The 14,535-nt window shown below is 72.8% G+C and carries 14 protein-coding genes; 10 read left to right on the top strand and 4 right to left on the bottom strand.

Going from position 1 to position 14,535, the window contains the following annotated elements:
- Window positions 1-3,789 (top strand): PilC/PilY family type IV pilus protein, encoded by a 3,789-nt coding sequence (locus tag KB893_RS12805; protein ID WP_213173771.1) that lies wholly within the window; start codon window positions 1-3, stop codon window positions 3,787-3,789.
- A gap of 2 nt (window positions 3,790-3,791) precedes the next feature.
- Window positions 3,792-4,205: a type IV pilin protein gene (locus KB893_RS12800; RefSeq protein WP_211926280.1), complete on the top strand. Its 414-nt coding sequence runs from the start codon at window positions 3,792-3,794 to the stop codon at window positions 4,203-4,205.
- Between the two features lies 1 nt (window position 4,206).
- Here KB893_RS12800 and dinB read toward each other — a convergent pair whose 3' ends face one another.
- Complete coding sequence (gene dinB / locus KB893_RS12795; protein WP_211926272.1) at window positions 4,207-5,277, bottom strand: DNA polymerase IV; 1,071 nt, start codon at window positions 5,275-5,277, stop codon at window positions 4,207-4,209.
- Window positions 5,278-5,444: 167 nt separating this feature from the next.
- Here dinB and KB893_RS12790 point away from each other — a divergent pair, with 167 nt between their 5' ends.
- The 4 genes from KB893_RS12790 to KB893_RS12775 all read left to right on the top strand — a co-directional run bounded on the left by KB893_RS12790 (window position 5,445) and on the right by KB893_RS12775 (window position 7,814).
- Window positions 5,445-5,882 carry a PepSY domain-containing protein gene (locus KB893_RS12790; protein ID WP_211926271.1) on the top strand — a complete coding sequence of 146 codons (438 nt, stop codon included), beginning with the start codon at window positions 5,445-5,447 and terminating at the stop codon, window positions 5,880-5,882.
- Between the two features lie 116 nt (window positions 5,883-5,998).
- Window positions 5,999-6,409 (top strand): VOC family protein, encoded by a 411-nt coding sequence (locus tag KB893_RS12785; RefSeq protein WP_213173770.1) that lies wholly within the window; start codon window positions 5,999-6,001, stop codon window positions 6,407-6,409.
- Complete coding sequence (locus KB893_RS12780; RefSeq protein WP_211926269.1) at window positions 6,406-7,038, top strand: DUF924 family protein; 633 nt, start codon at window positions 6,406-6,408, stop codon at window positions 7,036-7,038. Before KB893_RS12785 ends, KB893_RS12780 begins: the two co-directional genes overlap by 4 nt.
- 5 nt (window positions 7,039-7,043) lie before the next feature.
- A complete protein-coding gene (locus tag KB893_RS12775) occupies window positions 7,044-7,814 on the top strand; it encodes an NRDE family protein (protein ID WP_211926268.1) in 771 nt (256 codons plus the stop codon).
- Window positions 7,815-7,868: 54 nt separating this feature from the next.
- On the opposite strand, the gene KB893_RS12770 is transcribed toward KB893_RS12775, so the two are convergent.
- Window positions 7,869-8,681, bottom strand: a complete 813-nt coding sequence (locus KB893_RS12770; protein WP_211926267.1) for a hypothetical protein — start codon at window positions 8,679-8,681, stop codon at window positions 7,869-7,871.
- 46 nt (window positions 8,682-8,727) lie between these two features.
- On the opposite strand from KB893_RS12770, the gene KB893_RS12765 reads away from it, so the two are divergent.
- The gene (locus KB893_RS12765) at window positions 8,728-9,174 is read left to right on the top strand and encodes a hypothetical protein (RefSeq protein ID WP_211926266.1); all 447 of its coding nucleotides are present in this window, start codon (window positions 8,728-8,730) and stop codon (window positions 9,172-9,174) included.
- Between the two features lie 4 nt (window positions 9,175-9,178).
- Here the strand turns inward: KB893_RS12765 and KB893_RS12760 are convergent, their stop codons facing one another.
- On the bottom strand, window positions 9,179-9,937 hold the full coding sequence (locus tag KB893_RS12760) for a hypothetical protein (RefSeq protein WP_211926265.1): 759 nt from the start codon (window positions 9,935-9,937) through the stop codon (window positions 9,179-9,181).
- Window positions 9,938-10,078: 141 nt separating this feature from the next.
- On the opposite strand from KB893_RS12760, the gene KB893_RS12755 reads away from it, so the two are divergent.
- Window positions 10,079-10,852 (top strand): DUF2884 family protein, encoded by a 774-nt coding sequence (locus KB893_RS12755; RefSeq protein WP_211926264.1) that lies wholly within the window; start codon window positions 10,079-10,081, stop codon window positions 10,850-10,852.
- Window positions 10,853-10,928: 76 nt separating this feature from the next.
- On the opposite strand, the gene KB893_RS12750 is transcribed toward KB893_RS12755, so the two are convergent.
- Window positions 10,929-11,582 carry an OmpW/AlkL family protein gene (locus KB893_RS12750; RefSeq protein WP_211926263.1) on the bottom strand — a complete coding sequence of 218 codons (654 nt, stop codon included), beginning with the start codon at window positions 11,580-11,582 and terminating at the stop codon, window positions 10,929-10,931.
- Between the two features lie 281 nt (window positions 11,583-11,863).
- Between KB893_RS12750 and KB893_RS12745 the strand changes: the two genes are divergently transcribed.
- Together KB893_RS12745 and aceF are read left to right on the top strand one after the other, a co-directional pair.
- Window positions 11,864-12,655 (top strand): DUF2884 family protein, encoded by a 792-nt coding sequence (locus KB893_RS12745; RefSeq protein WP_211926262.1) that lies wholly within the window; start codon window positions 11,864-11,866, stop codon window positions 12,653-12,655.
- Between the two features lie 142 nt (window positions 12,656-12,797).
- Window positions 12,798-14,501: a dihydrolipoyllysine-residue acetyltransferase gene (aceF, locus tag KB893_RS12740; protein ID WP_213173769.1), complete on the top strand. Its 1,704-nt coding sequence runs from the start codon at window positions 12,798-12,800 to the stop codon at window positions 14,499-14,501.
- Window positions 14,502-14,535: the final 34 nt, after the last annotated feature.

Here is a 14,535-nt window from a genome sequence, read left to right as displayed (position 1 = left end):
ATGGACAGCATCCGCCGCCCCCGGTCCATCCGCCGCGCCAGCTGGCGCTCCAGCCTGTTGGTCGGTGCCTGCGCCTGCCTGGCGACGCTGCTGGCCTTCCCCGCGGCCGCGGGCATCTCGATTCCCAACGATCCGCTCACCACCGCGAGCCGGGTTCCGCCGAACGTGCTGTTCATCATCGACGACTCGGGTTCGATGCTGTGGCAGTACATGTACAACCCGCAGGTCGCGCAGATCGCCGGCGGCGGCATCAGCAGCGGCCCGACCGGCGACAACACCGGCCGCGACGCCACCTATGGCAGCGACGCCACCACGGCGCAGGCGATGTACGACCAGAGCGCGGCCACCAACACGCTCTACTACAACCCCGCGATCACCTACGAGCCATGGACCACGGCCGACGGGGCAACCCTGGCCGGGGGCACCGCCTACGGCCAGGCCTTCGCGAACGACGCCTTCGTCACCCACTCCGGCAGCGGCACCAGCTCGGCCACGGTCAACCTGGCCGGCAGCACGCGCACCTTCTACGTGCCCATGCCCGGCGCCACCGATCCGGCGGACGCGACCCAGTACTACCGCTACCAGATCCTCCCCAGCGGCCGCATCGTGCGTTCGCGGCGCGCGCTCGGCAGCGGCGGCAGGGACGCGTTCGCCGGCACGCTGTCGACGAGCCAGTCGGCGTCGTCGGGGAACTGGGCCGGCACCTTCCAGATCAACGTGCCGGCCGGCGCCAGCAACCTCGTGATTTCCTCCTCCGGCGGCAGCTGCGGGTTCCTGTTCTTCCAGTTCGGCTGCGCCGACCTGTACGTGCGTCTCGGGGCGACGCCGACCACGAGCAGCTACACCTGCCGCAGCACCGGGACCGGCAACGACGAGACCTGCCTGATCGCGGCGCCCGCGGCCGGCACCTACCAGGTGCGGCTGTACGGCGCGACGAGCTTCTCGGGCGTCTCGCTGTCCTACAGCTTCGACGTCGTCAGCAGCAACACCGGCGAGAGCGACGTCGGCTGCGATACCTCGACCACCGGCTGGGGCTGGCGCGAGTGCACCTACGCGACGCCGACCGGGCGCAGCGAAGCGGCGGAGCGCGCCAACTTCGCGACCTGGTACTCCTACCACCGCACCCGCCTGAAGGCGGCCAAGGCGGCCGCGGCCAGCGCCTTCGGCGAACTCGGCACCGACATCCGCGTGGGCTTCCGCACCATCTGGGGCCGCGGCGGCACGGCGGCCACGCCGGCCAGCAACCTGCCGACGCATGCGATCCCGATCCCGGTCAACTTCAACGACGGCCTGTTCGCCGACACCGGCGGCGACGACAACCGCACCCAGTGGTACAACCGCCTCTACGCCACCAACGCCGCCAACGGCACGCCGCTGCACAGCGCGCTCAGGCTCGCCGGCGACTACTTCAGCAGCCCCTCGCCCTATGGGCCCTACGGCCCGGAATCCGGCGCCGACCAGTACGCCTGCCGGCAGAACTTCTCGATCCTCACCACCGATGGACACTGGAACGAGATCCGCAGCGCGGTCAACGGCTCGACCGGCTCGACCATCGACGTGGGCCAGCAGGACAACGCCACTGGCCGGCAGATCGGCAGCCCGGACGGCGCCAGCTACCGCTACGAACCGACTGCCCCCTACGCCGACGCATACTCCAACACCCTGGCCGACGTGGCGATGGCGTACTGGAAGAGCGACCTGCGCCCGGACCTCGCCAACATCGTCCCCGTCACCGGCGGCAATTCCGCGTTCTGGCAACACATGGTGACCTTCGGCCTCTCCATCGGCCTCACCGGCACCACCGGCTTCCGCAGCGTCGCCGAAGTGCCCTCGAACTTCGCGGCGTGGCCGGACCCGACCAGCAACAGCCTCGACGGGCGCAAGATCGACGACCTTCTGCACGCCGCGGTCAACGGCCGCGGCACCTTCGTCGCCGCCGCCGACCCCGACGCCTTCACCCGTGGCCTGGATGCGGCGCTGTCGGCGATCACCGAACGCACCGGCTCGTTCTCCAACGTCGCCGCGTCCTCCCAGCAGGTCACCAGCGACACGCAGATCTTCAACGCCACGTTCGTGTCCGGCGTGTGGTCGGGCGAGGTGCTGGCCTGTCCCGCGGAAGAGACCGCCAGCTGCACGGCGGCCAATGCCCGCTGGCGCGCGTCCGAGGGCATTCCCGGCGTCGGCAACCGGCGGGTCTACACCTGGTCCGGCAGCGCGGGCGCCGCATTCCCGACCGCGGCCCAGCGCGACGCCCTGGCGCGTACCGGCTTTCCGTCGGCGAGCGCGGCGCAGAACGTGGCCTACCTGCTCGGCGACCGCAGCCTGGAGCTGCGCAACGGCGGCGCCCTGCGCAACCGCAACGGTCCACTCGGCGACATCGTGCACAGCACGCCGGCCTACGTGGAGGACACCGCGACCCTGTTCGTCGGCGCCAACGACGGGATGCTGCACGCCTTCGACGCCCGCACCGGCGCCGAGCGCTTCGCCTACGTGCCGGCGAGCCTCGACTTCGCCGCGCTCGCGACCCTGAGCGATCCCGCCTACGCGCATCGCTACTTCGTCGACGGCCCCGTGGTCGTGTCCCCGCGCGCGCTCACCGGCGGGCGCGACATCCTGGTCGGCAGCCTGGGCCGCGGCGGCAGGGGACTGTTCGCGCTGGACGTGACCCGGCCGGGCAGCTTCGGCTCCTCGGACGTGCTGTGGGAGGCCAACGGGGCCGCCAATCCGGCGCTCGGACTGGTGACCGGCGCGCCGCTGGTCGCGCGGCTGAACTCCGGAGCGACGGTCGCGATCGTCGGCAACGGCATCAACAGCAGCAGCGAGCGTGCGCAGCTCCTGGTCTACGACCTCGCCAGCGGCACCCTGCTGCGGACGCTCGACACCGGGCAGGGCAGTGCCGCACAGCCGAACGGGCTGTCGGCGCCGACGGGCTGGAACGTGGACGGCGGCGTCGATGCCGACGGCGTCGGCACGGTCGAGCACGTCTACGCCGGCGACATGCAGGGCAACCTGTGGAAGTTCGACCTGTCATCGGCGAACCCGAACACCTGGTCGATCGCCAACCGCGGCGCGCCGCTGTTCGTCGCCACTGACGCCGGCGGCAGCCGCCAGCCGATCACCGCGCGGCCGGCGGTGGCGATGGAGCCCGGCACCTACCGCACCTGGGTGTTCGTCGGCACCGGGCGCTTCATGACCGTGGGCGACATCAACAGCACCGCCGTACAGAGCCTCTACGGCATCGTCGACGCGGGACGCGCGGTCACCCGCGACCGTCTCACGCAGCGCCGGATCCAGGTAGTGGGCTCCGCCGGCGGCTATGCGGTGCGCGGCTTCGAGGACGCCTCGGCGCTGCCGCCCGACGCGGCCGGCTGGTTCATCGACCTGCTGACGCCGCCCGAGCGCGTGCCGGAGGGCGAGCGCATCGTCGGCGACGCGCAGGTCTACGGCGGCACGCTCGTGGTCAGCAGCATCCTGCCCACGGCAGGCGCCTGCCAGTCGGACGGCGACGGCTATCTCAACGCGCTGGACGCGTTCACCGGCACCAGCCTGGACACCTCGTTCTTCGACCTCGACGGCGACGGCGGTTTCGCCGACGAGGTGATCGGTGGCGGCGCCGGCGGCTCGGCGCCGGTGGGCTCGGTCAACCTGCGGGTCGGCATGACCGGGCTGCCCGTGCTGTTGGCCGGGCGGCTGGTCACCGGCGGTTCGTCCGGCAACGTCGCCGATCTCGGCATCGCCGAACCGCGCCGGCTCGGACGGGTGTCCTGGCGGGAAGTGATCAGGGAGTAGCCATGCATGCGATGCAGGGGCGCCGGCCGGCGCCTGGATTCACGCTGATCGAGGTGATGATCACGGTGGCGATCGTCGCCATCCTCGCCACCATCGCCACCGTCAGCTACCAGGGCGCGGTGATCAAGACCCGGCGCTCGGCCGCGGCCGCCTGCCTGGAGGAGCGCGCGCAGGCGCTGGAGCGGCACTACACGATCAACATGACCTACGTCGGCGCGCCGATGGATCCCAGCTGCGGCGCCGACCTCGAGGCCTTCTACACCGTCGGCTTCGTCGGCGCGCCGGCTGCGCGGCGCTTCACCATCGCCGCCACGCCCAGGGGCGCGCAGGCGCGCGACACCACCTGCGGGATCCTGCGGCTCGACAGCACCGGCGCACGCAGCGCGTCGCTGGGCAGCGAGGCCGAGTGCTGGTGAGTCAGGCCGGCAGGTCGAGGCTCGCCTGCAGCATCGCCGGGTCGTCGGCGTCGACGAAATTGCCGAGGCCGACGCCGACCAGGCGATAGCGGGTCGACGGCGGCAGGTCGACGCGCGCGCGCAGATCGAGCGCAATGGCGGCGAAGCACGCCAGGTCGCGCGGCGGTCGCGGCGGCGACAGGCTGCGGGTCAGGATGCGGAAGTCGCGGGTCTTGAGCTTCAGCACCACGGTGCGGCCGATGCGGCCGGCGCGGCGCGAGGCCTCCCACGCCCGCGCCGCCATGCGCTCGATCGCCGGCGCGAGCTCCTCGAGCGTCAGGTCGGTCTCGAAGGTGTCTTCCGCCGACACCTGCAGCGACGGCCGGCTCGGACGCACCGGGCTGTCGTCGATCCCGTGGGCGAGCTGGTGCAGGCGTCGTCCCCAGCGCCCGAAGCGCGCTTCCAGCGCCTCGACCGACAGCGTCCGGAGCGCGCCGACGGTACCGATGCCGAGTTCGTCCAGTCTCGCCTCCATCACCCGGCCGACCCCGGGCAGGCGCCCCACCGGCAGCGGCGTGAGGAAGTCCAGCGCGCGCTCCGGGCGCACCACGAACTGGCCGTCGGGCTTGCGCCAGTCGGAGGCGATCTTGGCCAGGAACTTGTTCGGCGCGATGCCGGCCGAGGCGGTGAGTGCGGTGGTCGCCAGGATTTCGGCGCGGATCGCGCTGGCCACCGCGGTGGCGGTCGGCAGGCGCTGGCGGTTCTCGGTGACGTCGAGGTAGGCCTCGTCCAGCGACAGCGGTTCGACCAGCTCGGTATGGGCCAGGAAGATCTCGCGGATCTGCCGCGACACCGCGCGGTAGCGCGGGAAGTCCGGGGGCACGAACACCGCGTCCGGACACAGCCGCCGCGCACGGGTGCCGGGCATCGCCGAGCGCACGCCGAAGCGGCGCGCCTCGTAGCTCGCCGCGCACACCACCGAACGCGGGCCGCTGCCACCCACCACCACCGGCCGCCCGCGCAGCGCCGGATCGTCGCGCTGCTCGACGCTGGCGTAGAAGGCGTCCATGTCGATGTGCACGATCTTGCGCATGCGGCGTCCGGTCGACGGTCGCGCAGGAGCGCGACGCGCGGTGCGCCATTCTAGGTGGCGGTCGCACACGCCGGCCTCGCGAAGATGAACGCAGCGCGCGGACGTTCACCCGCCGCTGTACGGGCGGGTACCGAGAATCGCCGCACCTTCCACCCGGAGATATCGCCATGCGCAAGCGCATCCTGACTTCGCTCGTGATCGGCGGCGCCCTGCTCGGCGGCAGCGCGGTCGCGCAGACCACCGACAGCGGCAGCCTCACCGAGGCCGAAGTCCGCCAGGCGCTGACCGACGCCGGCTACCGCGACGTCAACGACCTCGAGTTCGAGGACGGCATGTGGGAGGCCGATGCCACCAGCGGCGACGGCCGCAACGTCGACGTGCGCGTGGATCCCGCCAGCGGCAACGTCTACGGCGACGACGCCACCTCGCGGCTCAGCGAGGAGGAGGTCAAGGCCGCGCTGTCCACCGAGGGCTACTCCAACGTGCACGACATCGAGTTCGACGACGGCGTGTGGACCGCCGAGGCCGAGCGCGCCGACGGCGGCAACGTCGAGATCCGCGTGGACCCGACCACCGGCGCCGTGATCTCGGTCAACAAGGACTGACGGCCTCCGCCCGCGCGCCGCGGGCGGGTTCCCACCCGCCCGTCCGCGGCCCGCGGCACGGCCTCTCCTACAATCGGACCCACCACGCCCGGGCGGGCGGCATCCGCGGAGCAGGCATGGCGCAGGTCCTCATCAACATCGACGTGGCCGACCTTGACCAGGCGGTCGCGTTCTACACCCAGGCGTTCGATCTCGCCCCGGCCCGTCGTCTCGGCGCGGCCGGGATCGAGCTGCTCGGCGCCGAGGCGCCGATCTACCTGCTCTGCCAGCCGCCCGGAAGCCGCACCGCGGGCACGGCGCTGCGCGACTACGCCAGACACTGGACGCCGGTGCACCTGGACTTCGCGGTCGACGCCCTCGAGCCGGCGCTCGCGCGCGTGCTGCGGGCCGGCGGCGTGCAGGAGGGCTCCGTGCGCGAGGCGGAGTGGGGGCGCATCGCCACCTGCGCCGACCCCTTCGGCAACGGCCTGTGCCTGATCGAGTTCAGCGCCCGCGGTTACGACGCCATCGCGGGAGACGCCGCATGAGCGCCGCCACCGGCGATGCCGGCGACTCCGCCGCGCAGGAGGAGCTCCTCGGTTTCTGGTTCGGCGCGCGCGAGGAATGGCAGGACGGCCTGCCGCCCGAGCCGCTGCGCCGGCGCTGGTTCGCGCCGGAGCCGATGTTCGACGCCGAGATCGACCGCCGCTTCGGCGCCCTGGTGCTGCGCGCCCTGCACGGCCGGCTCGATGCCTGGTGCGCGACGCCGCGCGGCTGGCTCGCGCTGATCCTTCTGCTCGACCAGTGCCCGCGCAACATCTATCGCGGCGACCCGCGCGCCTGGGTCGGCGATCCGCGCGCGCAGGCGCTGGCGCTGGGCGGCATCGCCCACGGCAGCGACCGCCTGCTCGCGCCGATAGAGCGCGCCTTCGTCTACCTGCCGCTGGAGCACGCCGAGGATCCGGCGCTGCAGGTGCGCAGCGTCGCGCTGTTCGAAGCGCTCGTCGGGGATGCCGCGCCGGCCGCCCGCGGCGTGTTCGAGGACATGGCCGACTACGCGCGCCGGCACCGCGAGGTGATCGAGCGCTTCGGGCGCTTCCCGCACCGCAACGCTGTGCTCGGTCGCGCCGACGCCGCAGGCGAGCGCGCCTGGCTCGACGCCGGCGGAGGCTTCTGACGCCCATGTGCCTGATCGTGATCGCGCAGGGCCTGCACCCGCAGTGGCCGCTGGTGGTGGCGGCCAACCGCGACGAGTTCCATGCGCGCGCCACCGCGCCATCCGGCCCGGATCCGCTGCGGACCGGGGCGTTCGGCGGCCGCGACCTCGTCCGCGGGGGAAGCTGGATGCAGGTCGATACGCGCGGGCGGTTCGCCGCGGTCACCAACGTGCGCTCCGCTCCGGCGGAGACGGAGCGTCCGCGTTCCCGCGGCGACCTGGTCGGCGACTTCATGGCCGGGGCGATGCCGGCCGGTCCGCATCTCGACGAGCTGACGCATACCGCGCACGAGTACGGGCGCTTCAACCTGCTGCTGTGGGACGGCGCACGGCTGCGCTTCGCGAGCAACCACCCGCAGTGGACGCAGCGCGTCCTGGAGCCGGGCCTGCACGCGATGTCCAACGGCGCGCTCGACGCCGACTGGCCGAAGAGCCGACGCGTGGTCGACGTGCTGCGGCGCTGGATCGCCAGCGGCCGCGGCAGCCTGGCGCCGCTGTTCGAGGCGCTGGTGGACAGGTCGCTGGCGCCCGACGGCGAGCTGCCCAGCACCGGCCTGCCGATCGAGGCAGAGCGCGCGCTGTCGCCGCCGTTCGTCCGCGATCCGGTGTACGGGACCCGCAGCAGCACGGTGCTGCTGGCGGGGGCGGACCGTGCGCGCTGGGTCGAGCAGCGCTTCGACAGCAATGGTCGACGCGTTGGCGGCACCGACGCGCGCATCGCGTTCGCATCGCGTTGAACTTGGCTCGGTGACGCTGCGTTCCGGTCGCGTCGTGCGATCGCACGCAGGAGATCACAGCATGGCTGTCAAACGTCCGGCCCGCGGCACGTCCAAGGCCGCCGGCTCGCGCACCGCCGCCAAGCGCGGCACGACCGGCGCCGCGTCCGGCGCCGGATCCTCGACCAGGAAGACGTCTGCCGTGCGCAAGGCCGGTGCCGCGCTGGCGCGCACCGCGAACGGCGCCAAGGCCGCCGGCAGGAAGGTCGCCGCCGGCAAGACCGCTGCCGGCACCCGCACGTCCAGTGCCGGCACGTCGTCCGGACGCGGTGCGGCCGCCAGGCGCGCGACCGCGAAGAAGACGGTCGCGAAGAAGACGGTCGCGAAGAAGGCGGCGGCGGGCCGCAGGAGCGCTGCGAGCGGCAGGGTCGCGGCGAAGAAGGCCGCCGTAAAGAAGACGGCAGCGAAGAAGGCCGCCGCAAAGAAGACCGCAGCGAAGAAGGCTGCCGTGAAGAAGGCCGCCGTGAAGAAGGTTGCCGCGAAGAAGGTTGCCGCGAAGAAGACTGCAACGAGGAAGGCCGCAACGAAGAAGGCAGCGACAAAGAAGACCGTTGCGAAGAAGACCGCGGCGAAGAAGCTCGGGACCAAGGCGGGCATAGCGGGGAAGACGGCGGCGAAGAAGGCGGCGAAGGCGCCTGCAAGCACGACGAAGGTCGCCGGGAAGGCGGCCGCCAAGACCCCCGCCCGGAAGACCGGCGCGGCGCGGAGCGCGCCCGGGACCCCGCCGGTGAAGCAGTCGGCGCCACGCAACGCGACCGGCAAGGCCGCGGGCACGGCAGGGGCCGGCACCGCTGCCGGCAGCCGCGCCGGAACGGCGGCGTCCGCCACGCCTCGTCCCGCCGCCACGCGCAAGCGTCCGGCGCGGCCGCCCGAGGTGGAGACGCGCAGTGGCCCGACCTCGGCGACGCCCGCCGCGGCCGCCACCAGCAAGCGTCCGTCGACATCGCGCCCGGAGGTCCGCTCCGGTGCCGAGGCTCCCGGGCCGACACCGGCGCCGGACGCCAGCCGGAGCGCCCCCGAGACCGCCGACGGATCCGCCCGCGGCGGCGACAGCGGCGGGCAGGGCATCACGCCGGAGCAGGCGCTCGCCAACACGCGGGCCCTGCTCGAGCAGAAGCATGCCGCCGCCGACGGCAGCAATCCCTATCCCGGCGCTCCGCAGAACGACGCCGGTGCGCACGGTTCGCCCGCCGCCGCGATCGCCGAGAGCAGCGAGGGCGGTGCGCCGCCATCGGCCGGGGAGCAGGGCGGCGGCCGTGCCGACGACCACGTCGGACCGGCCAGCCGCGGCCGCACCTTGAACCGCCGCGAGCCGGAGTAGCCGGTCAGGACACCGACTGCGCCTGCCGCGCGTGCAGGCGCAGTCGCAGGCTCTGGCTCAGCACCGCAGCGGCCACGACCAGCGGCACCAGGGCCGGCAGCGTCCATGGATCGCCGGTGCGCTGCGCCTGCTCCACCGAGATCGCGACGAGTGCCCAGCCCAGCCCGATCGCGTAGCCCCACGGTGCGCCGAGGATCGGGTTCAGCCCCAGCGCGAGCGCGCCGCTCATCACCAGGAACAGCGTCGCCAGCAGCGGCGCGCCGAGTCCCCCGTCGAGGCCGTGCGCGAACACCGCCTGCGCCACCGATAGGGTCGCGGCCGCATGGATCCACCCCAGGAACAGCGCGAAGCCGACACGGCCCAGCCGCGGCAGTCCGTGCACGCCGCTGTTCCGCTGCAGGCGGGCGACCACGAACACGAGCGCGGCGAAGTCGACGACGATCGCTGCCAGCGCCGGTACCACGCCGACCAGGACGAACAGCGGCGGCCATGCCGCGGTGGCCGCGAAGGCCAGCGCCAGCGGCGTGCGCACGCCACGCAGCAGCGGCGATCTCGCCTGCCCCGGCAGCGCCTGCCACACGGCGAAGGCGAGCGAGAGCAGGTACAGCACGGCCCAGATCGAGAAGGCGTAGCCGGCAGCATCGACCGGCGTCGGCGTGCGTCGGGCGACGGTGCCGATGTCGGCGCCGGGCCAGCCGGCCTGCACCGCCGCCGCGGTGGCGATCTGGGCGATGGCGAGGAGGAGGACGAGCAGGCGCGGCATGGACGGACGAGGTGGGTTCCGCGCGGAAGGATGCGCGCTTTTGCAGGCGGGCGGCTATCGCGCGCTGCGCATGATGCGTTCATGAGGCATTGGCGGCCTCGCCGCGATGGTGCGGCGATCCGCCTCTTCGAGTCAGCGCCGATGTCCAAGCCCGCCGTCCTTCCGCTGGCCCTCGCCCTCGCCGCCGCGCCGGTGGCAGGTGCGCAGGTCGCTCCCGATCCCGAGGCGCTGTGCGGCGCCAGCAGCAGCTACGACCTGACCGTGGGCGAGGATGCGCTGCTGTTCGAACGCACTGCGCCCGCGCCGGCGCGGGTGCGCATCGCCCGCGACGGCAGCCTGGGGCTGGACGGCGTCGCTGCCGACCTGCGGCTCGAGGACCAAGACCGCCTCGCCCTGATCGCGGCCGAGGTCGATGCGCTGGTCCCGGAGGTGCGCGCGCTCGGCCATCGCGCGGCGGATGCCGCGGTCGCGGCGGTGCGCGCGCAGGCGCAGCAGAGCGCCGGTCGCGTCGATCCCGAACTCGAGCGGCGGCTCGAGGACCGACGCCGGCAGCTGCACGCGCGCATCGACGCCAGCCGCAGCACGCGCGACTGGCAGGGCGACGCCTTCGACGGTTACGTGCGCGAACTGGTCGCCGACATCGCGCCGCTGCTGGCCGCCGGGCTGGGCGAGCGGGCGCTGGCGGCGGCGATGGCCGGCGACATGGCCGCCGCGGGTGCGCTGCGCGACGAGGTCGCGGGGCTGCAGGGGACGTTCGAAGCACGCCTGCGGGCCGCGCTGGCGCCGCTCGAACCGCAGGCGCGTGCGCTGTGTCCGCGCCTGCAGCGGATCGATCGGCTCGAGGCGGGGCTGGCGGTACGTGCGGCCGGCGCGCCCCTGGACCTGATCACGATCGACCCCGGCGCCGTGCGCTGAGGTCTTCGCAACGACGAAGGGCCCGCTCGCGCGGGCCCTTCGGGTACTGCTCCGGTACTGCCGGTGGTGCGACGGATCAGAAGCGCGCGCCGATGCCCACGCTGTAGATCCACGGGTCGACGTGCGCGTCGCTCGCGACCTGCACACCGTCAACGGCGACGTCCGAGCGCGAGCGCAGGTAGCGTGCGTCGGTGCGCACGAACCAGGTGTCGTTGACGTGCATGTCGACGCCGACCGTGCCCATCACGCCCTGGCCGTCGCTCAGGCCGATGCGGCTGCCGGCGAGCGCGCCGGTGCCTTCCTCGTTGTCGTAGTTGGTCTGGTGGTAGCCGACGCCGACGAAGGGCGAGAACACCTCGTTGACCGGGTAGTGGAACTGCGCCGACAGCGCCAGCGGCTGCGAGTCGAGAGTGGCGGCCTTCTGGCCGTCGAGCTCGACGTCGTGGCCGAACTTGTCGGCCGCGCCCCAGAGCTCGAGGGCGAGGTAGTCGTTGAAGAACCAGCTGAAGCTGGCGGTGGCCGCGCCGTCGCCGTCGACATCGGCCTGGCTGCCGGCGACCGCGCCGATGTCCGACTTCGGATCCATGTGCGCGAAGCTGCCGACCACGGCGAAGTGCTTGCCGCTGCCGGCGCCGTAGCTCCACATGTCGCTGCGGTCCTGGGCGGAGGCGAGCGCCGGGGCGACCAGGGCAGCGGCGGCGGCGAGGGCGAGAATCTTGGGGGCTTTCATGGGTACTCCTTCCTGCTTGTCTTGTTCTTGATTTCGCCCGTCGGGGGAGGCGGGCGAGGCAAGACGGTAGGCGTCGGGCGATGAATCGATGCCCGCTTGGCCCGGGCTGGGTTCAGGGCGGGCTCACCAGCGGCTTGTAACGCGTTCTTAATGTTGTGCTTCACCCTTCGTGCGCAGTCCTCATGCCAGGTCGGGCTGCCGGAAGTCACCCTCCCTTCCGTCAGTCCCGGGGATCTGCGAGCGGTGCCATGCTCGGCGCTCCATCACACCGAGAGCCCGCCATGCGCCCGTTCCCCGCATCCCTTCCGCTCGGCCTGCTCGCCGCGCTGGCGGCGGTTCCCGCCTCGGCGGCGGATGACGCGCATCTCGAAGTCGGCGACTGCGACGTCCACAGCGACTACGCCATGCGCACCCAGGGCAAGGCCTTCGTGTTCTCGCGCGAGGACGGCGCAGGGCCGCACGAGGTCGCCCTCGGCGGCGGGCGGATCTGGCTGGACGGCGAGGAGCTCGAGGTGTCGGCCGCGGACCACCGCCGCCTGCGCACGTTCGAGCGCGAGCTCGGCGAGGCCCTGCCCGAGGTGCGGGCGATCGCGGTCGAGGCGACGGACATCGCCTTCACCGCGCTGGGCGAGGTCGCCAGGGGCTTCGGCGCCTCGGACGATCTGGCGCAGAAGCTCGACGTGGGGCGCGAGCGCATCCGCGCCCGCCTCGACGAGGCGGCGACGTGGTTCGGCCCGGACGGCATCACCGTGGACGATGCCGATGCGCGCGCGCTGGCGAGCGGATTCATAGAGCCGGTGATGACCGAGTTCCTCCCGCAGCTGATCGGCACCGCGGTCCGCGAGTCGCTGGCGATGGCGCTGTCGGGCGACGCCGCGGCCAGCGCCGACTTCGAGGCGCGCATGGAGCGGATGGGCAAGGAGATCGAGGCCAGGGTCGAGGACCGCGCCGAGGCGCTGGAGCCGATGGCCGACGCGCTGTGCGAGCGCGCGCGGCGGATGGAGGCGGTCCAGTCGGAGCTCGAGCTGCGCACCGCGGACGGCGCGCCGCTGCGGCTGTTCACGGTCGACTGAAGGGCCCGGGACGGGCGTCCGGGACGCTCCGTCCCGGGGCGCCGCGACGCGCATTCTGCGGCGTATGGCGATCCGCGCCTTGGCGCCGGGGGCGTGGAGGGCGACAATGCCCGTTCCGTCCATTGAATCAGGTGCGCAGCGAATGGCCGCGACGAAGGAAGCCAAGGTCCCCGATATCGGCGATTTCGACGGCGTACCCGTGATCGAGGTGCTGGTCCAGGTCGGCGACACGGTCGCCAAGGACCAGGGCCTGGTCACGCTGGAATCCGACAAGGCGACGATGGAGGTACCGGCGCCGTTCGCCGGCACCGTCAGGGAGATCAAGGTCAAGGTCGGCGACAGCGTCGCCGAGGGCGTGGTCGTCGCCCTGATCGATGAGGAGGGCGGCGACGCCGCGCCCGCTCAGGCCGAGACGCCCGCGAAGCCGAAGACCGAGGAGCCGGCGAAGGCCGAGCCGGCTCGGCCCGCCGCCACGCAGGCGGCCGGCGGCGGCGTGCAGGAAGCCAAGGTTCCCGACATTGGCGACTTCGACAAGGTGCCGGTGATCGAGGTGCTGGTCGCCGTCGGCGACGCGGTCGCCAAGGACCAGGGGCTGGTCACGCTGGAGTCCGACAAGGCGACGATGGAAGTGCCGGCGCCGTTCGCGGGCACGGTCAGGGAGATCAAGGTCAAGGTCGGCGACGAGATCGGCGAGGGCGTGGTGGTCGCGCTGATCGCCGCCGAGGGCGCTGCGGACGTGTCCACCCCGGCCGTCGACGCCACCGCGTCGCAGGCGCCCGCGGCCGAGACCAAGGCCGCCGCGGAGGCGCAGGCCGAGCGCGGCGAGTCCAACGCGCAGCCGAAGGCGCCGCCGGTCGCGTCGCGACCGTCCGATCCGAAGACCCCGCCGGTGGCCTTCGACGCCGACGAACTGCTGCCGGAGAAGGTGCCCTATGCCAGCCCCGCGGTGCGCCTGTTCGCACGCGAGCTGGGCGTCGACCTGAGGCAGGTGAAGGGCTCGGCGCGCAGCGGTCGCATCGTGCGCGAGGACGTGCAGAACTTCGTCAAGCAGGCGCTGGCCGGCGGCGGCGCGGCGCCGGCGGCCGCCGCGGGAGGCGGTGGCGGCGGGCTCAACCTGCTGGCCTGGCCGAAGGTCGACTTCTCCAAATTCGGCGAGGTCGAGACCCAGCCGCTGTCGCGGATCAAGAAGCTCTCCGGCGCCAACCTCGCCCGCAACTGGGCGATGATCCCGCACGTCACCCAGTTCGACCAGGCCGACATCAGCGACCTCGAAGAGCTGCGCAAGACGCTCAACAAGGAGAACGAGAAGGCCGGCATCAAGCTGACCATGCTCGCCTTCCTGCTCAAGGCCTCGGCCGCGCTGCTGAAGAAGTACCCCGAGTTCAACGCCTCGCTGGACGCCAGCGGCGAGACGCTGACGCTGAAGAAGTACTTCCACATCGGCTTCGCCGCGGACACGCCCAACGGCCTGGTCGTGCCGGTGGTGCGCGACGTCGACCGCAAGGGCGTCATCGAGCTCGCGCAGGAGACCGCGACGCTGGCGAAGAAGGCGCGCGACGGCAAGCTGACCTCGGCCGACATGTCCGGCGGCTGCTTCTCGATCAGCTCGCTCGGCGGCATCGGCGGCACCGCGTTCACGCCGATCGTCAATGCGCCGGAGGTGGCGATCCTGGGCGTGTCGAAGTCGTCGATCCAGCCGGTGTGGGACGGCAAGGCCTTTCAGCCGCGGCTGATGCTGCCGCTGTCGCTGTCCTACGACCACCGCGTCATCGACGGTGCGCTGGCCGCGCGCTTCACCGCCGACCTGGCGCGCATCCTCGGCGACATGCGCCGCGTGCTGCTCTGAGCCCGATGGCGGACTGGCCGCGCCAGCAGCGCCC

This window comes from Coralloluteibacterium stylophorae (genome assembly GCF_018122625.2).
Taxonomy (GTDB): domain Bacteria; phylum Pseudomonadota; class Gammaproteobacteria; order Xanthomonadales; family Xanthomonadaceae; genus Coralloluteibacterium; species Coralloluteibacterium stylophorae.
The sequence above is the reverse complement of the archived record's forward strand: the minus strand, read 5'-3'. Positions and strand labels throughout refer to the sequence as shown.